The 22,463-nt window shown below is 48.6% G+C and carries 21 protein-coding genes and 1 tRNA gene; 7 read left to right on the top strand and 15 right to left on the bottom strand.

The window, feature by feature from the left end:
• Positions 1-25: 25 nt before the first annotated feature.
• Positions 26-1,033 carry a YpdA family putative bacillithiol disulfide reductase gene (locus CLV60_RS11205; RefSeq protein ID WP_106595494.1) on the top strand — a complete coding sequence of 336 codons (1,008 nt, stop codon included), beginning with the start codon at positions 26-28 and terminating at the stop codon, positions 1,031-1,033.
• Between the two features lie 47 nt (positions 1,034-1,080).
• Here the strand turns inward: CLV60_RS11205 and CLV60_RS11200 are convergent, their stop codons facing one another.
• On the bottom strand, positions 1,081-2,097 hold the full coding sequence (locus tag CLV60_RS11200) for a WD40/YVTN/BNR-like repeat-containing protein (protein ID WP_229210920.1): 1,017 nt from the start codon (positions 2,095-2,097) through the stop codon (positions 1,081-1,083).
• 190 nt (positions 2,098-2,287) lie between these two features.
• Between CLV60_RS11200 and CLV60_RS11195 the strand changes: the two genes are divergently transcribed.
• Positions 2,288-2,590: a YtxH domain-containing protein gene (locus CLV60_RS11195; RefSeq protein ID WP_106595493.1), complete on the top strand. Its 303-nt coding sequence runs from the start codon at positions 2,288-2,290 to the stop codon at positions 2,588-2,590.
• Positions 2,591-2,659: 69 nt separating this feature from the next.
• Here CLV60_RS11195 and CLV60_RS11190 read toward each other — a convergent pair whose 3' ends face one another.
• The 14 genes from CLV60_RS11190 to tgt form a co-directional block, all read right to left on the bottom strand.
• A complete protein-coding gene (locus CLV60_RS11190) occupies positions 2,660-3,199 on the bottom strand; it encodes a DUF4136 domain-containing protein (RefSeq protein ID WP_106595492.1) in 540 nt (179 codons plus the stop codon).
• A gap of 22 nt (positions 3,200-3,221) precedes the next feature.
• On the bottom strand, positions 3,222-5,261 hold the full coding sequence (gene dnaG, locus CLV60_RS11185; RefSeq protein WP_106595491.1) for a DNA primase: 2,040 nt from the start codon (positions 5,259-5,261) through the stop codon (positions 3,222-3,224).
• Positions 5,262-5,274: 13 nt separating this feature from the next.
• A complete protein-coding gene (locus CLV60_RS11180; RefSeq protein ID WP_170118765.1) occupies positions 5,275-6,024 on the bottom strand; it encodes a TerC family protein in 750 nt (249 codons plus the stop codon).
• Between the two features lie 335 nt (positions 6,025-6,359).
• On the bottom strand, positions 6,360-7,322 hold the full coding sequence (locus CLV60_RS11175) for a glycosyltransferase (protein ID WP_106595489.1): 963 nt from the start codon (positions 7,320-7,322) through the stop codon (positions 6,360-6,362).
• A complete protein-coding gene (locus CLV60_RS11170; protein WP_106595488.1) occupies positions 7,315-8,715 on the bottom strand; it encodes an O-antigen ligase family protein in 1,401 nt (466 codons plus the stop codon). Before CLV60_RS11170 ends, CLV60_RS11175 begins: the two co-directional genes overlap by 8 nt.
• The gene (locus CLV60_RS11165; protein WP_106595487.1) at positions 8,703-10,064 is read right to left on the bottom strand and encodes a hypothetical protein; all 1,362 of its coding nucleotides are present in this window, start codon (positions 10,062-10,064) and stop codon (positions 8,703-8,705) included. Before CLV60_RS11165 ends, CLV60_RS11170 begins: the two co-directional genes overlap by 13 nt.
• Complete coding sequence (locus tag CLV60_RS11160) at positions 10,028-10,756, bottom strand: acylneuraminate cytidylyltransferase family protein (protein ID WP_170118764.1); 729 nt, start codon at positions 10,754-10,756, stop codon at positions 10,028-10,030. The genes CLV60_RS11165 and CLV60_RS11160 overlap by 37 nt, the downstream gene beginning before the upstream one ends.
• Positions 10,753-11,901 (bottom strand): UDP-N-acetylglucosamine 2-epimerase, encoded by a 1,149-nt coding sequence (gene neuC, locus CLV60_RS11155; RefSeq protein WP_106595485.1) that lies wholly within the window; start codon positions 11,899-11,901, stop codon positions 10,753-10,755. Before neuC ends, CLV60_RS11160 begins: the two co-directional genes overlap by 4 nt.
• The gene (locus tag CLV60_RS11150; protein ID WP_106595484.1) at positions 11,894-12,907 is read right to left on the bottom strand and encodes an N-acetylneuraminate synthase family protein; all 1,014 of its coding nucleotides are present in this window, start codon (positions 12,905-12,907) and stop codon (positions 11,894-11,896) included. Before CLV60_RS11150 ends, neuC begins: the two co-directional genes overlap by 8 nt.
• Before the next feature lie 19 nt (positions 12,908-12,926).
• Positions 12,927-14,507 carry a polysaccharide biosynthesis tyrosine autokinase gene (locus CLV60_RS11145; protein WP_229210919.1) on the bottom strand — a complete coding sequence of 527 codons (1,581 nt, stop codon included), beginning with the start codon at positions 14,505-14,507 and terminating at the stop codon, positions 12,927-12,929.
• Positions 14,476-15,207: a Wzz/FepE/Etk N-terminal domain-containing protein gene (locus CLV60_RS34650; protein ID WP_229210918.1), complete on the bottom strand. Its 732-nt coding sequence runs from the start codon at positions 15,205-15,207 to the stop codon at positions 14,476-14,478. The genes CLV60_RS11145 and CLV60_RS34650 overlap by 32 nt, the downstream gene beginning before the upstream one ends.
• A 152-nt stretch (positions 15,208-15,359) precedes the next feature.
• Positions 15,360-16,466 carry a UDP-galactopyranose mutase gene (gene glf / locus CLV60_RS11140; RefSeq protein ID WP_106595483.1) on the bottom strand — a complete coding sequence of 369 codons (1,107 nt, stop codon included), beginning with the start codon at positions 16,464-16,466 and terminating at the stop codon, positions 15,360-15,362.
• Between the two features lie 111 nt (positions 16,467-16,577).
• On the bottom strand, positions 16,578-18,032 hold the full coding sequence (locus CLV60_RS11135) for an OmpA family protein (protein ID WP_106595482.1): 1,455 nt from the start codon (positions 18,030-18,032) through the stop codon (positions 16,578-16,580).
• 227 nt (positions 18,033-18,259) lie between these two features.
• On the bottom strand, positions 18,260-19,393 hold the full coding sequence (gene tgt / locus CLV60_RS11130) for a tRNA guanosine(34) transglycosylase Tgt (protein WP_106595481.1): 1,134 nt from the start codon (positions 19,391-19,393) through the stop codon (positions 18,260-18,262).
• A 60-nt stretch (positions 19,394-19,453) separates the two neighbouring features.
• On the opposite strand from tgt, the gene CLV60_RS11125 reads away from it, so the two are divergent.
• The 5 genes from CLV60_RS11125 (at position 19,454) to CLV60_RS11105 (ending at position 22,282) form a co-directional block, all read left to right on the top strand.
• A complete protein-coding gene (locus tag CLV60_RS11125; RefSeq protein ID WP_229210917.1) occupies positions 19,454-20,635 on the top strand; it encodes a glycosyltransferase in 1,182 nt (393 codons plus the stop codon).
• Positions 20,626-21,246 carry a 16S rRNA (guanine(527)-N(7))-methyltransferase RsmG gene (gene rsmG, locus CLV60_RS11120; protein ID WP_106595480.1) on the top strand — a complete coding sequence of 207 codons (621 nt, stop codon included), beginning with the start codon at positions 20,626-20,628 and terminating at the stop codon, positions 21,244-21,246. Before CLV60_RS11125 ends, rsmG begins: the two co-directional genes overlap by 10 nt.
• 26 nt (positions 21,247-21,272) lie before the next feature.
• Complete coding sequence (locus tag CLV60_RS11115) at positions 21,273-21,554, top strand: hypothetical protein (protein WP_106595479.1); 282 nt, start codon at positions 21,273-21,275, stop codon at positions 21,552-21,554.
• Positions 21,555-21,639: 85 nt separating this feature from the next.
• A tRNA-Asn gene (locus tag CLV60_RS11110) sits at positions 21,640-21,713 on the top strand.
• Positions 21,714-21,805: 92 nt separating this feature from the next.
• A complete protein-coding gene (locus CLV60_RS11105; protein WP_106595478.1) occupies positions 21,806-22,282 on the top strand; it encodes a hypothetical protein in 477 nt (158 codons plus the stop codon).
• The last annotated feature ends 181 nt before the right edge of the window (positions 22,283-22,463 follow it).

Below are 22,463 nucleotides of genomic sequence, written 5' to 3'. Positions count from 1 at the left end.
CGAGCAAAAGGCCGTCAGCCATACAATGCATATTTACGACGCAATCATTATCGGCGGCGGCCCGTGCGGCCTCGCAATGGGTGTAGAACTGGCCAAGAGCGGCCTCGATTACCTGATCCTCGAAAAAGGAAATCTCACCGAATCCATCCGCCGGTATCCGAGACGGATGAAGTTTTTCTCCACTGCCGAAAATATCGAGATTGGCGGCATTCCGTTTGCGATTTCGGATGTAAAAGCCAATCGCAACGAGGCTTTGCAGTACTACCGGAAGGTTGCCGGCTATTATCATTTGAATTTCAAGCTGTTCGTAGATGTGGATCGCTCAGAAAAGCAGGCGGACGGTACTTTCCTGACCTATTCCAATGACGGACAGGTATTTCAATCCAAAAATGTAATCCTGGCGACGGGCTACTTCGATGTGCCGCGTATGCTGAACGTGCCGGGTGAAAACCTGCCGCACGTTTCGCATTATTATGATGAGCCATTTAAATACTCCTATACCAATGTAGTGCTGGTCGGCGGTTCCAACTCGTCGGTAGAGGCCGCTTTGGAGCTGTATCGCCATGACGCGAAGGTGACAATCGTACATAAGGAAGCCGACTTCCGTACCAAGGTAAAGTACTGGCTCGTGCCGGATGTGAAAAACCGTGTGAAAGAAGGAAAGATCCACACGCGTTTCAACTCGGTGACACGTGCAATCGAGCCGGGGCGGCTTTTAATCGAAAATCTCGAAACGGGCGAACAGGAATGGCTACCGGCGGATTTCGTTTTTCTATTGGTAGGCTATTTGCCCGACGAGCATTTGCTCGCACGTTGTGGCGTGACGCTCGACCCGGTTACGAAGGTGCCGGAGTATGATTCGGAGACTTTTGAAACGAATGTGCCGGGGCTGTATCTGTGCGGGACTGTATTAGCCGGTGTGTTCACGGAAAAGGTATTTATAGAAAATGGTCGTGAGCATGCGGCTGCAATCGCTGATCATTTGGCAGGCCGGGAAGTTCGGAAGGTGAATGAATTGATTGATCGAATCTAAACTGCCACGAAGGCACGGCTGCGGCCGACCGTGAATGAACACGAAGCTCACTGATCGACTAATACCAGCTTCTTCTTTTTCTTTTTAGACGAAATCTTTTCGATTTTGCCGATTAAACCATTCGCTCCGACACCGTAACCCACATTTCCGGCGAAGCTCATGGAATGGAAGCCCTCGGTACCGAGTGAAATCCAGCTTTTTCCACGGTCTAAGGAGACGCTGTTGCCGGAGGGGCCTGAGGCTACCAGGGCATAATTGTCCGAGCGGATCTGCGTGTCGCCGTTCCAGGTAGCGTTGGTTTTGTGGTAAATGGCTACCGATTCTTTCAGCCCGGTGGGTTTGGTCATGCCGGCTAATGTCCAGGTAATACCGCCATCGTTCGTGAGAAGCACGTTTTGAGTTGAATCGGTGGTCTTTTTATAGTCCCCGCCTACCGCTATGCCATTCTTTTTAGACCAGAATCTTAAACCAAAAATTCCGCTGGTCGGCCCCGCCGGTAATGGGGTTGCGGAGACCTGCCAGCTTTGGCCGTAATCTTCCGTTCTGAAAACCCTGGCCATTTTGCTGCCGCCGGTACCGATGAAAGCCACGCCCTTGCCATTGGTGAGGATGGATGTGCCGCTCGCCGCGAAGCATGCTTCTCCGGGTTCGGCTGCCGGGCGTTTATCGAGCGGGAGTTCCTGCCAGCTGTTACCACCGTCACCGGTTGTAAGAATGAAGAGTCTGCCTTGGGTCGGATCGCCGAGGCAAATGCCTTTATTTTTATCCCAAAAGTCGATTCCATCCAGAAAAACCCCATTCTGTGTAGTTTGGTACACAAGCTTCCAGCTTTCTCCGCCGTCCTCTGTTTTGTAAATTTTCGCTTTGTCCTTTTCCGACTCACCGGCACTCATCGCGATCGCCACCTGTTTGTCGAATGCATGGATGTCGCGGAAGTCGAGGGAGTCGGCACCGGAAACTTTGTAGGTTGTCCAGGTGTGCCCGCCGTTGGTAGTCTTCAAAACAGTGCCCCGAGTACCGCCAATCCAACAGATAGTAGGCGATATGGCGTGTACTGCGCGCATATGGATCTTCGTTTTGATATCGATGACCTTCCATTGCGCCCTGCCTTCACCTGCTTTAACCAGGAATAGGGAAAAAAGTAGGAGTGAGAAAATGCCGTTTATGGAAAATCGGCGCGCTGATTTGCGAAGTGGCACAGTATTTTGTTATTTTCAGTTCTAATGTTTTATCAACACAAAATAGGGAATTCGTATGAACAAGAACCAAAAATTTTTGATTGGCTCGATCGGAGCACTGTTAACAGGCATCGCGATTGGCCTTTTGGTAGCTCCCAAAGACGGAAAAGAAACCCGCAAATTGATCAAAAATAAGGCAAATGACCTCGGCGGAAACGCAAAGGATAAATATGAGAAAAGCCTTGAAGAACTGTCCCACCTGGCCGACAGACTCAAAGACGGGTTCCTGAAAAACGTAAGCAGCGCAAAAGAAAAAGCAAATGGTGTGGCCGACAATGTGAGCGAAAAAGTTCGCGGCGTAGTCAACAACAATGCTTAGTAACTCCGATATTCACGACATTGAAAGGGTTGTTTCCGATAACGAAGCGACCCTTTTTGCTGTTCGAAATTACGGTATTTTGGCGACTACCTCGCTGATTACCTGATTGATATCTTCCGAGAAATTCTTCGTTTTTTCAGGAATTATGCCGCTCGCGCCGCCTTGCCAGACCATCCGGTTGTCAGCGGCATCCACAAGGTCGATCACAATCGTGCCTTCACGGTATTTACCGGTTACTACTTCTTCGCTTTTCCATGAATAACGCCGCTGGCCCATGTAGCGCGGCAGACCGTCGGTACGGAAGTCTGTTTGCCGGGTTTGCAACTGTTCCTGCACATTCAATGCAATATTGATTTTCAGGCTCGGGTCACGCGCCTCGTCGAGCCCGCGGGCTTGCAAGTTTTTGGCAATGGCTTCCTTGATAATGCTCACGTTCTTCTCGAAGTTCTGGGAAACCGTATCGCCCTTAGCCTCAATATCGAAAAAGCCGTAAGTAGGGAAGTCGGCGAGCTTGAAAGAGTCTTCTTTTTTGACTTTCAGTAGTTTATAGGACGGACTGCACGCGGTAATCAGCAAAAAAAGGCACAAAAAGGCCAACGCATTTTTCATGACAGCGAATATTTAGGTTAAATTATCCGATTACGCTTCCCAATTCCTTGGCGGCTGCCATGCTGATGCCTTTGTAGAACATAAATTCCGTCATAATGGCATGTTGTTCCTCTTCCGTCTGCGCGTGTACCGCTTGTTGCAGGCAAACCTTCATTTTCTCTTCAATGAATGCCTTTTTCAGCCTGAGAATATTGTTGAAAGCCGTTTTGTCCAGCACATCTGTCTCAAACGGCACGTAGATCTCGTATTTCTCCTGCCAAAGTTCGCTGAGCTCATGTTTCTGGGTCAGCCATTCGATGGTCAGGTTCCTGATATCCGTCTCATGGTGTTGCAGGAAGTACTCGGTGGTCAGGACGTGGTTCCGGTTGAAATTTTCACGGAACAGCGTCAGCAAATGGCTGAATACCGGGTCTTTTAGCTCGATTCCCTCGATTTGGCCCAATACATACTGACAAACCGTAATGGACGGTTCCAGCTCGCGCGCACCATGCACGACGAGCAGGCGCACGAATGCTTCCTCCTGGTAATGCAGCTTGCTCCGCTGAAACGTTTCCGGGGCGGGTTGTTCGGGAACGAAGGGATTTGCATCCGGCTCGCCCGCAAATGGCCCGAAACCATCACTGAACAACGCGTCCAGGTCGTCCGGCCCATCTGGCATGGACCTATCCGGAGGCGCAAATCCCGGGCTCGCAAACCCTGAACCTGCATTGTTTTGGCGAGGCTGCCGTTCGGTTGGTTTGGCAGTCTGCTGCTTGCGCATCAGCTTGTTGCCCTCCGTGATCAGCATTTGTTCGTCCACCCGCATCATTTCCGATGTACGGTGGAAAAACACCTGCCTTTTAATCGCATCGGGGATTTTGACGATGCTGTTGACCACTTCCTGGATCACCGCAGCCAACCGGAAAGGATCATTTCCGGCATCCTGCAACAGAATTTCCGTTTTGAAAGTGATAAAGTCCTTCGAGGCCTTTTTCAAATGCGCTTTGAATGCCTCGGCACCTACCCGGCGGACATAGCTGTCGGGGTCTTCGTTATCGGGGAAAAGGACGACATTCACATTCAAGCCTTCTTCCAAAACAAGATCCAGACCGCGCAGGGCCGCTTTGATACCCGCCATATCGCCATCATACAAAATGGTAATGTTGGGTGTAAAGCGGCCGATCAGCCGGATTTGCTCGACCGTAAGCGATGTTCCGGACGAGGCGACGACGTTCTCAATCCCGGCCTGATGCAGGGAGATAACATCCGTGTATCCTTCAACCAGGTAGCAATGTTCGAGACTGCGGATTGCGTTCTTCGCCTGATAAATGCCGTAAAGGACCTCGCTTTTATGGTAAACCTCCGTTTCGGGAGAGTTGAGGTACTTGGGCTGATTTTTATCAGTTTTCAGTATCCGCGCACCGAACGCGATGGTCTTACCCGCGATATTGTGGATTGGGAAAATAACCCGGCCACGGAAACGGTCGTAGCCTGCCGTATGACTGCCCTCCTTATGGATGAGCAGACCCGCTTTTTCAAGAATTTCGGCCGAATAACCCTTTTCTAGTGCTTCTTTGGAGAAAGAATCCCAGTTGTCGAGACTGTAACCCAGCTCGAACTTCTTGCGGATTTCATTCGTAAAACCGCGCTCCCGGAAATAGCTCAGACCAATCGCCTGACCTTCCTCGCTGTGATGGAGCTGGTGCTGGTAATAGTTTTTAGCGTAATTGAGAATGATGTACAAACTCTCCCGAACGTTTTGCCGGATGGTTTCTTCATCAGTGAGCTCCTCCTCTTCAATCTCGATATTGTACTTACCCGCCAGATACCGCAATGCTTCGCCATAACCGATACCGTCGATGTCCATCACGAACTTGATGGAATCGCCCGCGGCCCCGCAGCCGAAACATTTATAAATCTGCCTGACGGGGTTGACGTTAAAGGATGGTGTTTTTTCGTTGTGAAACGGGCAGCAAGCCGAATAGTTGGCGCCTTTTTTCTTCAAGGACACAAAATCCCCTACCACTTCCACGATGTCTGCGGCGTGCTTGATCCTCTCTACCGTTTCGGGGTTAATGCGCATAATTTTCTAATGTTCAGTTCACGCGGTCGCGCAGCTTCACCGGATTTTTCTTTTTATCCGCCTGCATATTGAGCAATTCCACGAAGAACGAGAATGCCATCGCGAAATAAGCGTAGCCTTTCGGGATTTCATAGTGGAATGCTTCGGCCACAAGCAGCGTGCCAATCATCAACAAAAATGACAGCGCTAAAATTTTGATGGAGGGGTGATTATTTACAAAATCCCCGATTTTAGCCGCAAAAGCGATCATAATGAATGTCGAAGCAATGACTGCGAGGATCATGATCGGCACTTCTTTCACCAGACCGACGGCCGTAAGCACAGAGTCGAAGGAGAAGATAATGTTCAGCAAAGCGATCTGAACCAGTGCGCTGCCGAACGACATCGATTTTTTATCTGAAATATCGCCGGATGGCAGGTCTTCCGGCTCGCCTTCGAGCTTGTGGTGAATTTCCTTGGTAGTACTGTAAAGCAGAAAAAGACCGCCGCCGAGCAGGATCAGGTCACGCCCGCTGAAACCGTAGCCAAACAACGTCAGAACGTCTTCTTTGAGACCGATAACCCACGAAATGCCAAACAAAAGTGCGATCCGCAGCACGAGCGCGATGAGCAAGCCGTTGTTTTGCGCTTTTTTTCTTTGATTAACAGGAAGTTTGCCCGAAACGATTGTGATGAAAATGACGTTGTCTATACCAAGGACGATTTCCAATAAGGTCAATGTGAGTAAACTGATGAGTGCATGGGTGGTAAAAAGTGAGTCCATGAATGACTTTGTGAGTGTTAGTTGTACGAAAGTAATCAGGCAGAGTAGTTTGAGCAATAATTACGCCAATTTTCCGTAATTTTGAGGTATAGGACAATCCTCTAAAAATTTTTTAAGGAAATGTCCATTATTTTCTGAATAGAATTTAGAAATTCGCATCCTAAAGTTTTTTTCTGATTACTTTAGTTTGTTATTTTGCGGTATTGAAATTCAATTTGAACTTTATCTGAGCGATATATAGATATTAAAAATATAGTGTGTGTATAGTGTGAAACAGGGCATGGAAATTTTTCTATGCCTTTGTTTTTTATAAACTGTTTATCAGTTAATTAGTACTACTCTCGCTCCATCTCCCGATACAATTCAATCAGCTTTTCTACTACATCCGAAGCCTCTCGGGGCAAGGTAATCAGTCGTTTCGCTTCATTCAGTTTTGCCGTTAAATCGGTTTTTGAAAAATCCTTAAAAATGCTGCAAAACGGCGGCCTCGCCACTGCAGCTGATGCCAGGACGGGTATTCCCAGTTCGTGGGCCTCTTGCACCGATAAGGAAACGCCGTCGGTAGTAGTATTGCGGATGAATGCTTCGGAAAGCAGCAAAATACTTCTGAAATCGTGTAAGTGATTGATAAAAAATATGTTGTCAGGAATGTGTGTTGTGCTTTGTTGAATATACGATCGGTAGTTGCCGGAGGGGTCTGATATCAGAAGTTGATACTCCGGGTAGCTCGCGAAGTGACTGACCATTTCTGAAATTCCGTAAATCTCCCGACCGTTTTTATCAAATGTGACATTCCATGCATTAGTGCAGAATGTGGCGCGGTAATACTTCCGGCGGGATATCAGTATCGCCCGCAACGGAGGGGATAACGGCAGTATTTCCCGGTCGGCAATGTAGGTTGAAATCTCGCGTGAACGCGGGTTGCACTGGAGCGCCCGCAACAGGCTCGTACGCTCCTGTACAATGGGTATATACGCGAGGCGTGCAGATAAGATCACTGTCCAGTTACCGAGAGACCGGTATCTGCCCCAGCATCCGTGATAGGTGATAATGAGTTTCTTACCTGTGAGCCGGCAGAACACGGCCAATGTTGCCTGCGCACCGGGGTTCGAAAAATGGATATGGACAACACTGTGAGTGAATATTTCGAAGAGAATTCTAAGTGCAGAGGTTTTTCCGTAATCGCAAAAATCGAAGTCGACCTCCATTTGCCGCAGACGTCGTGTAAGGCGCTGGATGTGTACGCTCACTCCCCCGATGGGCGGCGGCATTTTTCCGATGATCAGAAGTCTAGCCATGAGCGGTAGCAATGGGTTGGTTTCCGATACTTTTGGAATAATAATAAATGCAAACAAGCAGGATAGGAGCAATGCAATTGATTGTGAGGCTTTTGCCTGGGATTATCACAAAGACATACCCGACAGAATGCACAAACAGTAGGTAGACGCCCAATGCCATGGGCAATATTCGTTGTGATCGTCCGGATGCAGCGGTATTGAATAGCGAACAGCCCAGTGCTGCGAATAGCCCGTACAGATACAATATACCGATAAGCCCTTGCTCGGCGAGAATCGTGAAAAACATCGAATGCGCTTCGCGGTAGCCTGGACCGAGTAGCTCGAAACTCCCTATGCCGTGCCCATTAAGCGGGCTTTCCAGAAACAGTTCATATGCCAGCTGCCGGATCTCCGCCCTGCCGCTCACTTCCTGAATTCTTTGCAAAGCCGGCCCGACAGTTGTAAAATCCGCAAAACGCAGCTGCCATGCATACGCCAGGTCTGGGTTAATGAGACGGATCAGGCGATCAAAACCTGCGCTGATTAAAAGACCAAGCATCATAAACCACACAATCAGCCTCCAATTGCTTACACTCCATGTGGAAGCGAGCAGATAGGGCAGCACAATGAATACCGCTCCGCGCGAAAAGGACAATACAACTACCATTGTAAAAAGGACAACCAATAGCGGCGCTGCCAGCCAGGAGTAAACGGTACGCATTGCATAACGTATCGCAAACGGCCAAAGGAGTATGAAATACGCCATCGTTACATTGGTGTCCGAAATGTTCCGGGTTACCAACAGGTTGCTGGCGCTTTTGTATTGTGCGCCGAAGTATACGAGGCCGAATGTCCCGAGCGCAAGCAAGACGAAGGTAAGGCAAAGCGATCGTTCCAGATTTACCGGAAATGCAGGATGCCTCGAAAGCATACTGATGTACAGGAAATACAAAGGGATGGTGACGAGATATAATGTAAATGCTCCGGTGATGATCCCTGCGAGGTTCGGGGAGATGATAATAAACAAGAAATTGAATGCAATCCATGATGCCACCAGGCTTTTTTGTACACTGGTAAACTCCGTTTTGAGACGGATCAGTACAGATACCATGTAAAGGTCAGTCAACAAAAAGGGAAGTAGGCGCCATAGCGAATTAGCTCCGGCAGGGAAGTCATATTTCTGAAGTAAGTGCAAAAACTGGGTCAGAACGGGCATGCTGAGTACATAAAATAGTTTGTGTTCCGATGGGAGGAGCAGTACGACTATACAATAGGTGTAAAAACCGAAAACGAATGCGGTCTGAATGGTGCTTTCACCAAAAATGAGCAGTGAGTTGAATAACAACAGCACCAGCCAGGCAATGCCGACGGATAGCAGGCCGATGGTACCCGTAGCGATGATCAGCCTAGCCATTGCCTGATGTATTGGGTCGTCAACCGCACGGAGTCGGGTGTGACGTGATGAATCACAGGCTCTATCGCTTTTCTGAAATTATTGGGAACACTGCTGTCTGCCAATACTTCATCCAGTTTCGCAAACAGCTCCCGGCGATGGTAAACAGTTTGCGCTTTCAAACAATCCGGAAGCAGTTGCTGGTGGGAATAATCATAAAACCGCTGCACCGCCCCCGCATAATGGTTGTCCGAATGCGCGTCGTAGGCAACGCTGATACAAGGTTTATGACAGGCAAAGGCATCCAGCAGCATGGTGGATGCGACCTGCACGCATACCGCGCAGCTTACCAGTTGTGTCAACAATGTTTCAAGGTAATCGACAGGCGGAACCTGATTGGAAGGGTGACCGAACGGATGGAAAAAGCGAATGTTTTCAATGGTACTGAAATGATCGTAGCGCCTCGGATCGTCGCCGGGATGGCATCTTACCAGAATCGTAATATCGGAGTGATTTTGCGCGTAGTCGAGAAGATCCCGGATTATATAGTTTTGGCAGGAATGGTGTTTGAGCGCACCTGTCGCGAAAAGGATCGTTCGTGTTGGTCGGGGAATTTCAGGGGCGTTGGCCAGGTAACTCACCTGATCCGGCAGTCTCCGTAGATAGATGTCGAATCTTGGGACGCCGGTAATCCGTACCAGCGTGCGATCTCCCAAATTTGTGTAGAAGCGTTCGTATTCGAGAGCGATTGATTGGTTCCAAACCAGTACCAGGTCGGATCTGGAATTAATGACACCTTTTGAGGTCAGATTGTCCCAGCTGATGACGATCGATATGCTGGGGATTCCATAAACTTTGAGCGAGTTGACAATCGTGTTCTCCCGCAGATCGAGCGGGGAAGTTGAAAGCACTGCCTGGAAGTGATGGTCGGCAACCGGCCTGCCGATATCCGGCAGCGTTGTGCAGCGAATAAGCCAGTTCCTGAGGAGGACTACTAGCGACCCGCTCAGAAACACGAGTATCGGATTTTTTTGGGAAACGCAGAAAACCCAATGCATCACTGGACTTCGCTCCATGAGTTTGATACGGATGGTGTCCAGATTAAAATAATGCCCGAAAAGCAGCATCTGGATACTCCGGAGCCATTTTGCTGGCCTGGAAATTGTCGGAACCGGCGAAGTCAACAGGGTCATATTTAACCGGAAATGCCTGTTGAATCGCGCAATATCGGCGATTGTCAGTAAATCCGACATGATGGAAATTCTGTAATGTTCTTCAAGCTCGTCCATCAAACCGGAATGGATTACATTGATCATCGCAAATGGATTGGTGATCAGTACGAGAATGTGTTTTTGGTTTGCTCTTTCCATTGTTGAACGAGGTTTTCAGCCTGTGCCCAGTCGGCAGGTGTGTCGATATTGATTCCAAATGCATGGTCATTCAGCCATGGGGCTACTTTGCCGCCTGTGATGAGCCCCTCGCGGATGAGTGACGTGCGTGCGATGTAAATTTCGCCGTCGCGGTGATAGGCCGTGGGCAGGTCCTGTCGTCGGGTGAATGTGGGATGTTTGACTGCTCTTTCGAGTCCGTTTTCTCCGAAAGCATATGCCCAGTAAGGATTGAATGCATCTGGTATCTTTCTCAAAGTGACCAGGCTGTCGGCATTTTGCCGGATGATGCAGCGGATGGTGTCATCGATAATGTCTGGTGCGCGGAATGGGCAGGTAGGTTGGAGTAGCACGACGTATTCGAAGTGTCCCCAATGCTCTTCCGCATATTTCAGCGCGTGAACCACCACATCGATCATCGGCGAATGGTGCGTGGCCAGATGGCCTGGCCGCAAAAAAGGTGCGGTTATTTTGGCAAAACAATTGGCAAAGAATGCGGTTTCCGGGCAATCCGTAGACACCAGGATGGTATCCAGCAGCTCCGATCGCTCCGCTGCTTCAAAAGTGTATTGGATCAGCGGCATTCCGTCAAGCAATTTCATGTTCTTGCCCGGAACACCTTTGGACCCCATTCTCGCCGGAATGAGGCCCAGGATTTTTGAAAATGGCGTCATGATGTGGTGAGAAGGTGTTTTTTAAGAATGAAGGGAATCGTTGCGAGCTGTGTGGCAATTTGTTCCCCGGCATTCCCTTTCCCGTAGAGCGTTACCGGTGCGAAAGGCCCATGCGCGAGCTGGCGACGGACGGCGGAGATGATAGCCTCGGTGTCGGGCAGGCAATCCGTAACATTCGGTCCACGCTCACGGCCGTTTTGCCTGCTTCCAATATTCACGGCCGGCACACCTAATGCACTGCATTCGCGTATCCCGACGCTTGAATTGCCGACGAAGCATGCGCATTTTCTGAGTAAAAGAATGAAGTGAGCAGATTCCATATTTTTGAAAAAATGAAAAGGAAGCTCCGGATGCTGCTCTCGGAATGCTCGTATGCCCTGGGCGGTACCGGCTGTTCCCGGATCGGCGTTCGGCCAAAACCAGATGCAGGGCATGTTCATAGCTGCCAGAGCGTGTAAGGTGTGGTCAATTTGCCATTTGGAATGCGCTGTTTCGGTGGTTACGGGGTGCTGCAACACTATCAAGTAAGGGATATTCAAATCCGGTCGTGATCCGACACCGCCGTAGGCTTCGTACGGGTTGAAATCCAGCCTTTTATCTTGATAAACCAGATCGATGGAAGGGCAACCGGTGTGGTAAACCTTTTGTGGCGAAAGCCCCATTTGGATAAGCCGCGCCCGCGCATTTTCGGTTGCGGTAAAATGCAGATCAGCCAATTGGGAAATGCTGTTCCTGATCCGGTCGTCGATGTTGCCGGTAACTTCCCCGCCCTGAATGTGAGCGAGCGGAATGTTCATGTTCACGGCTGCGATGGCCGTCGCAATTGTTTCGAACCGGTCGGCTACGGTCACCACCACATCCGGATGATGATTGCCGAAAAATGTGGCCAGTTCGATGACGGCCAACCCGGTTGTTTTAGCAGAAGCAGTGTCGCTTTCCGGATCCAACAGGTTTGGGATAATGGCCGAAACCGGTAGATTTTCAGCTTCCAGGTGTGGAATAATATTTCCAAACCTGCCTACCAAGGCACTGCCGGTTACGACGATCTGCAAACAGAGCCGGGGGTGAGCGTGAATGGCGGTCAGTACGGTTTTAACCCGACTGTAACTGGCCCGGGCGGTAAGTACAACGCAGATTTTACGCATGGTGAAGATGATTTTCGGTGAGAAAATCCCATTTAGCGATATCCCTGGTCAGTGTTTTACCCAAAACCTCCCGGTACCTTGCCGCTGCCATTCCGAAGCCAGCCGGCTTTTTGGTTTCGAGGTCCGAGCATTGAATTTGCTCACCCTTCCGTAGATCGCGGTTGACGGCCAGTGACTTGCCGAACATACTTTTCATCCTCGAAAAAGCTGCATTAGCGTCCTTATTGACAGGGAAATTCAAGGCAGTTTCGATTTTGCGTACGCCGGTGATTAACGTAGTTGCCTGCCGCAACGTGAGTGACGACGAAGCATCGGGATTGCTCATTCGCTTGTCGAATGTGATATGGAATTCGAGGAGGCGCGCGCCGAGGGCAGCTGCCGCCAGACATGCGAAAATATCACCCGAATGATCCGAGAAACCTACCGCAACCTGGTAGCGCTGACTCAATTCAAACATGACGTTCAGGCCCCATTGATGCGGTTTGGCGGGGTAGGACGTCGTACATTGAAGGATGGAAACCGGTGTTCCCCGCGATTGCAGAAAGCCCATGGCCTGGTCTAGTTCAGTCCAGGAACTCAGCCCCGACGATAGTATGACCGGCTTTCCAGTAGCTGCAATCTTGTCGAGCATTGGCAGGTTATCCACTTCGCCTGAACCGACTTTAAAGCCGAATACCCCGATTTCATTAAGTAACTCCACTGCGGCCAGCGAGAACGGACTTGCAAGAAAATCCAGTCCTGCTTTTTCGCAGTGCTTTTTAAGCCCATCCCATTCATCCGGACTAAATTCCATGCTTTTCCAGTAGTCGAAGCGGGAGCCGTTCTGATAGGGAATTTTGATGCGGAAATCTTCATAAATACTGCTTTCTGCCTCGGCAATGTGGACTTGGAACTTGGCCGCGTTGGCTCCTGCCTGGGCAAGCGCGTCTATGTACGCATGTGCGAGGCAAATACTCCCTTCGTGGGCCTGACCAACTTCTCCAATAACATAAATGTGTTGTTTCATAGGTGTGTTTGATTGGATGTTAATAGTAATTGTATTGATACCGATGCAAACTGCGGGTGCCGTTGAGGACGACGTGTAAATCCGGCAGAAGCGACTGATTACGCGCATTTTGAATTTCTGCGAGTTGGTGAATGAAAGTGAAATGCTGCCGCACGATATACAATGTCATGTCGGCGTGTGCACCGAGGAGACGTGCATCGGCTACCAAACCGACGGGCGGGCTGTCCAGCAGCACATAATCGTAGCGGATTTTAAGGGTTGAAATGAGATCTGCGACCTTCGGAGACAGTATTATTTCGCCCGTTCCGGGACTTTGCTGCCCGGCTGCGAGGAAGTCAAAAGATGTTTCGGAGCTATTTTGTTGAATGAGTGGTTCATGCCCGGATGCGATGCATTCTGTAACTCCGTTGGGGCGAAGGTTTAAAAGGGTTGCCAACGAAGGTTTCCGTAAATCAAAATCGACGAGGAGAACTTTCTTCCCTGCGAGTGCGAGTGAATGCGCCAGGTGCATGGCTACGAACGATTTCCCTTCATTGGCCATAGCAGAGGTAAGCAATATCACCATATGGGGCCTTTCGCCGGTGGTAAACTGGATATTCGTACGCAAAGAGCGGAACTGCTCCTTGATGAGACTGCGATTATCCGCCACTTTTAACAAGCCAGTGCGGCTCTGCTGGCTGATTTCTCCGAGTATCATCACATCGCATTGTCGCTGGATGTCCTCCTTGGAAGTGATTTTATTATTGAAGATTTGGCTGGTATACAGTACGCCCAGTGGTGTCAGAATACCTGTGAAAACTGCTATGAGAATAGTTAATTCCCGGTTGGGATAGACAGGAAGTCTGCTGGCTTTCGGCGGATCGATAACCCTGGCATTGGCGATATTCGCAGAGCGTGAGATCGCCGTCTCCACACGTTTTTTGAGCAAAAACAAATAAAGCTCTTGCTGAATACCCTGCTCGCGCGACTGCGCAAGGAAGGCGCGCTGATGTGCCGGTAGTTTGGATATTTCTGCTTCGGACTCCTTGCCATATTTACGGATAGCGGCAGCGTTCACTGTGAGTTCCTGTATTTGGAGCCCAATCGCGTCGAGGAGGTTATTTCGCAGAACCTCTATTTGTTTTTCCAGTGACCTCAGCTGAGGATGCTCCGGCGCCAATGTTGCGAGTGCCATGATCCTTGCCATCTGCATTTCATTGTATTTTCCCGCCAGCGCCTCAAAAGTGCCTTCCTGTGGGTACAATGCAGAGGGAATGGCGGCAGCGGGCTTTTCGAGCAAGTGCGCTTCCAGCAATCGGACGATTTTCAGGCGAATGGCTAGTTCTTTTTCTTCCAATGCATTCGTAGCAGATTTTTGCAGCGCCTGGCGGCCATCTTCCGCCATATCGATTATTCTGTGACGTTTGCGAAAGTGTTCGATGTTAGTTTCGACCAGAGCCAATTCGGATGAAATGCGTGCGAGGTTGTTGTTGATGAAAGCAATGGTGTTGTCGGCCACTTTGTTTTTCTCGCCGATACTCGCCTTTTGATAGCGGGCAATGAGCTGGTTTAGAATAGCTTCTCCTTTTCTAGGTAAAACATCCTGTACTGACAAATTCACCAGACTCGCTGTTTTGTTGGGTGCCTGAATGCTCAACACACGGGAATAGTGATCGAGTATCGCTTCCGGTCCCGATATTTTGAACGAATATTCCCGATATTTTGAACGAATATTGATACTCGGAAGCGGGTTTGAAACGCGTGGTATCGACGATCGCCATTCCGTGTGGAAGCTCCAACTGTCGGCCGAAATGGCTCTTGTAAATACTGTCGGGCGTTTGTAGCGTAAATGTGTTGCCGGCTTGTCGGCTAAGGTGATAGGTTACAGGTTTTGCGGGATGAGGTTCGAGAAATCTGATTTTGTAAGGCGTTTTCTCGTAGAGCTCCGTCGTTTTGAGATGACCGGAGGCGAAGTATTGCGTGGTTAATTGCAGGTCCGCAACGACCTCGCCCAGCAGGCTCCGGCTTTTGAGTATTTCAATTTCATTTTCAACACTGCTGGTAGCATCGGGCAATCCGAGTTCTTCTAGTAGGGCGCTTTCATGAAAATCGCTACCTCGGGAATCGTCCTGAACCAGTAAGGAGGCAGTGATGGTGTAACGCGGGGTTTTGTATCGCAGAAACGTGAATCCAAGCAGGACCGACAGCGTCGGAGAAATGAGAAACCAATACCAACGAAATCGGATCGCTTTCCAAAGCGGGTGATCAGCCCAGTCCTGAAATGTTGCGAAATCTGCAGTTTGAGTTTTGGATGCCAGCATTGCCTGCACGGTTTAGGTGATAGCATTTAGACGCTGGCTTGTAATTTTGGTAACGCGACTTCTACAAAAATTTTTTTTTGAATTTTGGTACAAAAACTAAAAACCCTGTTTCAATAGCTTGAAACAGGGTTTTTAGCGAAAAATATTTTTTCCTAGGAATCGAAATGCACTTTCACTTTTTTCAGCGCTGAGGCTACTACCTGGTGCATGTCGTAGTACCGGTATTCGGCAAGCCTTCCGCCAAAAATCACGTTCGGCTCTTCTGCTGCGAGTGCTTTATATTGGTTGAACACCGCCGTATTCTTGTCGTCGTTTACCGGGTAATAGGGCTCGGCACCTTTTACCCATTCCTGCGGGTACTCGTGTGTGATCACGGTTTTGGGTTGTGTCCCGAACTCAAAGTGCTTATGCTCAATAATGCGGGTGAAAGGCGTTTCGCCATCTGTATAGTTTACTACCGCATTTCCCTGATAATTATCCTGGTCCAGCAGCTGATTTTCGAAGCGGAGGCTGCGGTATTCGAGCTGGCCGAAGCGGAAATCGAAATATTCATCGATAGGGCCGGTGTAAACGATCGTATCTGCCAGGGCCGCCAATGCTTCCCTTTCTTTAAAGAAATCTACCCCCAGGCGAACGTCCACGTCTTTCAGGAGCCCTTCTGTCAGTTTGTTATAGCCGCCGATGGGGATGCCCTGGTAGCGGTCGTTGAAGTAGTTATTGTCGAAGGTAAACCGTACGGGGAGTCGTTTGATGATGAATGCCGGGAGTTCGGTAGCTTTTCTTCCCCATTGCTTCTCGGTATAGGCCTTAATCAGCTTCTCGTAAATATCCGTTCCAACCAATGAGATAGCCTGTTCTTCCAGATTTTGTGGGTCTTTAATGCCTGCTTCTTCTACCTGCTGCCGAATTTTTTCCTTTGCTTCCTCCGGCGTGCGAACTTTCCACAGCTGGTAGAAAGTATTCATATTGAATGGAAGGTTGTAAAGCTCTCCATTGTAATTCGCTACCGGCGAATTGGTATATCGGTTGAATTCAACGAACGAGTTGACGTAATCCCAGATGTCCTTGTCGTTGGTATGAAATATATGGGCGCCGTATTTATGCACATTAATGCCTTCGACATTCTCGCAATACACATTGCCGCCAATATGGTCGCGGCAATCGATTACCAGACATTTCTTTCCGCGTTTGGTTGCCTCATGGGCAAATACCGATCCCCACAAACCTGCTCCTACTACCAGATAATCATATTGTTTCATTAATTCCCTGTTGCGTTGTTATGATGTGGCTAATTGATTTGGCGTGTGAATATATTAAAAAGAGAAAGGCTCCCGACGGGAGCCTTTCTCTTTCAGTCGTTTCTTCAACTATTAGGGAAGAAGTTTCAATTCTACGCGACGGTTTTTCTGCAAACCTGCGCGGGTTGCGCTGTCGGCGATCGGTTTGAATGATCCGAAGTAGTCTACGATCACTTTGCTTGGGTCTTGCAGACCAGCCTCGTTGATCAGGAAGTTTTTCACTGCATCTACGCGGCGTTTTGAAAGCGCGACGTTGTAACGGTCAGATGCACGACGGTCGGTGTGACCAGCCAGTTGCAAGCGGCATCCGTTTTTGTTCATCAACGCTGCTACGTTTTTCAGCAATTCCTGGAATTCAGGTTTCAATACGTTTTTGTCGGTATCGAATGTTACGTTAGCAAAGATCTCGGAGCAAGCAGCACCGGTCGCCAATGCATTTTTCACGTAAGAATCGAAGTCGAGTACGCGACCAGCACCGTCAACAATGCTTCCTGCTGGTGAGTTTGGCTCTTTATCGAAGAAGTCGGATACACCGTCACCGTCGGTATCAAGCAACAAACGTGGGTCGATATCTTTTGGACGGTTTGCTTTTGCAACTGAGTCCATTTCTTCGAGTGTAAGGATTTTCGGAGGCTTAACCAGTACACGTGGGTCTGTGTAACGCAGGTGGTAGTAACCACCTTCTTCTGGCTTGTAATCCCATTTGCCATCCACTTTCTGAACTTTCAAAGGCTTTTTGCCCAATTTGTAAGTTACCTGGATTGCACCGTATCCGTAGCTGTCAAGCTCAGAGTTTCCTTTGTGGGAAGTTTTCTGATCTTTGATGTTGAAGCTGTTAGGCGTTCTGTCATAGTCACCACCGTAAGTAGCGTCCAGATAATCAGAGTTGGTGTGAGTCAAACGGAAGTCAACACCGATGTCGATTCTTGGCGTTACTTCGTAGTTGATGTTCAAACCGGTTGGAACGATCCAGTCGTTCATCTTGCCAGTCTCACGAAGTTTCACACCGCCTGTCAGGTCATAAGCGGTAGCGTCGTAAAACACCTGACCGATACCTGCATACGCATCAATTTTCCAGCGCTTCATTTTGTTCGGGCCCATCAGAAGTCCTTTCAGGTTAACAGTTCCTGAAAGCGATACATCGAAGTAGCTTCCTTCAAAATAGCGGTTATAGTTACGACGTTTCATACCTCTCAGGTTACCCAGAGATGCGTCCAGACGAGCTCCGAACAGGTAAGAAAGTTGTTTGTTCAAAGTGAGGCCTCCTTGAAAAGTTCCGGATTCCTTGTGGCTGTCAGAGTTTGTTTTGGTAACAGGCCAGAAGTCATATTCTCTTAAATCACCAAAAAACAGCGTTGGGCCAAAGTGTGCGGAAATTGACCAGGTGTTCAATTTGTAAGGGCCATCGTACGTCGCTTTTGGATTGTAATCCGGAGAATTCGGTTGCACCAGCGGCTGTGCGAATGAAGGCAGCGCCATCATTGCTCCCAAGGCAAACGAACCAATCAACTGGGATACTTTTTTCATACTATTCAAGTTAGCGTTATTAAGATTAACTAGGATTGATCTATATCCAATTTTATGAGTAAAGTTATATATTTATTTCACGGCTAATCGCAACATTAACCAAATGCCTAGTGCGCACAAAAATAGGTTATCAAGATCACTTAATCAACCGCAAGTTGATACAAAAGGAAAAGTTTCCTGATATTTAATTCAAATTTTACCCGAAAGAAACCTCCTTTTCTGAACTTTCAAAGCCGTTGATTCAATTTTTTTTCCATTTCGCGCTTCCATGAAGCGAAAGTTCCGTCGATAATTTTCTCTCTCGCACTGTTAACCAGCCACAAATAGAATGTCAGGTTGTGGATGCTCGCAATCTGCGCTCCAAGCATTTCACCGGATTTTACAAGATGCCTCAGATAGGCCTTACTGTAAAATGTACTAACGTGCCCGCCAAGGCCCGGGTTTATCGGTGACAAATCATCCTTCCACTTTTCGTTGCGGATGTTGATAATGCCTTCTGTTGTAAAAATCATGCCATTCCGCGCGTTTCGGGTCGGCATCACGCAATCGAACATGTCCACGCCCAGAGAAATGCACTCCAGTATATTCGCAGGTGTACCCACACCCATGAGGTAACGCGGCTTGTCCTTTGGCAGAATATCACAAACTACCTCCGTAAGTTCGTACATGATCTCAGCCGGCTCGCCTACCGAAAGACCACCGATCGCATTGCCCTCGCGCCCGGCAGAGGCAATAAACTCAGCGGATTGCTTCCGCAGGTCTTTATAAACACTTCCCTGGACAATAGGGAATAACGTCTGGCTGTGGCCGTAGCGCGGCTCGGTGCTGTCGAACCGGTTGCAGCAACGTGTGAGCCAGCGGTGAGTCATTTCCATCGATTTGCGCGCGTAGCCAAAATCGCAGGGATAGGGAGTACACTCGTCAAACGCCATAATAATGTCGGCCCCGATGGTGCGCTGGATGTCCATGACATTCTCCGGCGTGAAGGTGTGTACGCCACCGTCAATGTGTGACTTAAATACCACACCCTCTTCATTTATTTTACGGCCGGTTCCGGCCAGTGAATACACCTGGTAACCGCCGCTATCGGTCAGTATCGGCTTGTCCCAGCCATTGAATGCATGGAGCCCGCCGGCCTTTTCAAGAATGTCGAGGCCGGGACGGAGATATAGGTGATAGGTATTTCCTAAGATGATCTGTGCCTTTACATCTTCCTTTAATTCACGCTGATGAACCGCTTTTACGGTGCCCGCAGTACCCACAGGCATGAAGATGGGCGTCTGGATTACCCCATGATCGGTCTCGACCAATCCGGCCCTCGCTTTCGAATGGGGATCCTCAACTTGTAATGTAAACTTCATTAAAAGGTTTTAAATTGCTGGTGTGCAAAAATAGGGGTAACGTCTCGAACATTCCTGTCAATGACAGTATATTTGCATGAATATGGTAAAATTTTACATCTCTCTTCTGTTGTGGCCGATTCTTTACTCTATGCGCTGGGAGCGTTCGTAGCTGTTCAGTTATTCTATTATCTCTTCTTTTTTACACGGCTGGCATTTTACGGAAAGGGCGCTAATTATGGCAATGCCATGCCCGGAGTAACCGTTTTGGTGTGCGCCTGGAATGAAAGAGAAAACCTGACGGAGCTCATTCCATTGCTGGATGCGCAGGAGTATCCCGAATACGAGGTGATCCTGCTCGACGACCGGTCCGATGACGGGAGTGAAGAGTATATCCGCGAGAATATCAACGGCTGGAAGAATATCCGGTATATCCGCATTAACGACCAGTTCAATCACGTTACCCCCAAGAAATATGCATTGACTGTCGGCATGAAGCAGGCCAAGTACCCTATTGCGCTCATGACAGATGCCGATTGCCGTCCGGCTTCGAACCATTGGATAACTGCTATGACTTCCCGGGTAACCGAGGACAAGGATATTGTGTTGGGTTTTTCGCCTTATTTTAAACAAAAGGGTTTGCTCAACTGGTTTATCCGCTGCGAAACCTTTTATGCGGCTGTTCAGTACCTGTCGTTCACCCTCGCGGGAATGACCTACATGGGGGTCGGCCGTAACATATTATATAAGCGCTCCGTGTTTTTTGCCAACAAGGGCTTTTACACACACAAGCACGTATTCGGCGGCGACGACGACATTTTCCTGAATGAAGTAGCGACAAGTTCGAATACCACCATTTCCATTGAAGAAGATTCCTTCGTGTATTCCGTTCCCAAAATCAACTGGAAAGACTGGTTCCGGCAGAAGCGCCGCCATATTTCGGTAAGCCGGTACTACAAGCCGCGGAACAAGGTGTTGCTCGGAATGCTTTCCGCCGCACACATCGGCACGTGGCTGCTCGGGCTGGTTACATTGGCCTGGGGGCTGATCGTGAAAGATATGTTACTGCTGCAATACCTCGGTATCGTTTTTGGTGTAAGATGGGTCATTCAGTGGTTCCTGCTTATTACTATTAATGTAAAGCTGGATAAAACCGTCGAGTGGTTCAGCTTTTTACTGATGGACTTTGCACTTTTTGTTTATTACCTCGTTTTCGGGTTTTTGACCATGACGAGCAGAAAACCCCGTAAATCATGGAATTGATTGATAAGTATTTTCCAGACCTGACTGCCGACCAGCGCGACAAGTTTGGACAAATGGGCGAGTTGTACGAATACTGGAACGCCCGTGTGAATGTGATTTCCCGGCAGGATATCGATACATTATATGAACGCCACGTGCTGCATTCGCTGGGTATTGCCAAAGTGCAGCAATTCCGCCCCGGAACGAGCATTCTCGATGTTGGCACCGGCGGCGGTTTCCCGGGTGTCCCGCTGGCCATTATGTTCCCCGAGGCGCAGTTTCACCTTGTGGATAGTATTGGCAAGAAGATCCGCGTGGTGCAGGAAATTGTGGCTGCATTAAAACTTGACAATGTGCGAGCGGAGCAGGTACGCGCCGAAAAGCTCGACGACAGCTATGAATTTGTCGTGAGCCGTGCCGTGACGCGCATGGCACCGTTTGTAGGCTGGGTGAAAAAGAACATCAGCCGGAACTCGTTCCACGACCGCAGGAACGGAATTTTATATCTCAAAGGTGGGGACTTGACCGAGGAGCTCTCGGAGATCAAAGAAAAGCCGCAGATTTACGCGCTTTCCGACTTTTTCGGGGAGGAATTCTTTGAAACTAAGAAAGTCGTATACGTACCTTTGTAAGCATTCATTTAATAACCTATTCAAATATGAACGAGCGATTCAGCGCCAGCGGGCTCATGAACCCATTTTTTCCGGACGAAATCACTTTCGGAGAAAAGGGGGTAACCTTCAAAGTCAGGAAACTTTTCAGAAGCAACGATAATTTCGTGTTTTATTCGGATATCTCAGGCGTCGAGATCGACAGCGGGATGTTTTTTTCGACGATCCGGATCATTCCGCGCATGCGTCCCGAAATAATTATTAATAATTTTACAAAGGGAGATGCCAAGAAAGTCAAGGAGTTAATCCTCACAAAGGTGCAAGCCTAATAATTTTTTAAAGCTGACACTTGCGCCGTATAACTTGAATTACTAGATTTGCACCACAATTCGAGTACAACAACCGGACAATGATTCCCGAATAGCTCAGCCGGTTAGAGCATCTGACTGTTAATCAGAGGGTCGCTGGTTCGAGCCCAGCTTCGGGAGCTTGAAAATGAAGCACTTAGCAAGAAATTGTTAAGTGCTTTTTTCTTTGGTTGCAATAAAAGTTGCAATACTTGGCTAGCCTCGGAATCAGCATGAATCGCCTCGCCACGTTGATAGTTATTACTGCCAGTTTAATTTTCGGCGTCCACCTTGTCCTGAGGGGGACACTTGGAGCAGGAGATGTGATGTTTTTTGTTTCTTCGGCACTTGGATTGTACTGGGTCAGAAGTGGGTTCCTCAATCGCGATCTCAAATTCGACGAGGAATTTTTTCATTATGATAACGACATCAAAATTCCTCTTTCCTCTATTACGGCGATCAAGCTCGGTCTGAGCTCCAACCTTCAACATGATCGTTATTGGAGAATCCAATATAAGGTAAGTGGCAGTGATGAAAAATCTATCACACTTTTGCCGTCTGTGACCAACGACAATTTTATGAAATTTCTCAGGGCGGTGGAAGCTAGAAATCCGTCAGTGGAGACAGATATGTTTAAATTTGAGCTGTTATGGGGTTTTATGCCTAAAATAACGTGGAGGGTGAGGGGCAAAGGTGATTCAAATCAGTAAGGTCCCCGAATTAGTGAGTTTCTCAAATCGCCTAAGACTTACAAAAACGTGAGTCGTAAGGAGATATATCAAACGGCGTCTTTAATTGGGTATTTCGGAGAAGTTGACCACCTGATTCCGTGGCAAATTGACCACCTAATTATCTGGCGGCCGGTAGCAGAAAAAAGCTGCAGAAGCAGTT

It is taken from the genome of Dyadobacter jiangsuensis (genome assembly GCF_003014695.1).
Taxonomy (GTDB): domain Bacteria; phylum Bacteroidota; class Bacteroidia; order Cytophagales; family Spirosomataceae; genus Dyadobacter; species Dyadobacter jiangsuensis.
Note: the sequence above shows the minus strand (reverse complement) of the source record. Positions and strands in the feature narration are given on the sequence as shown.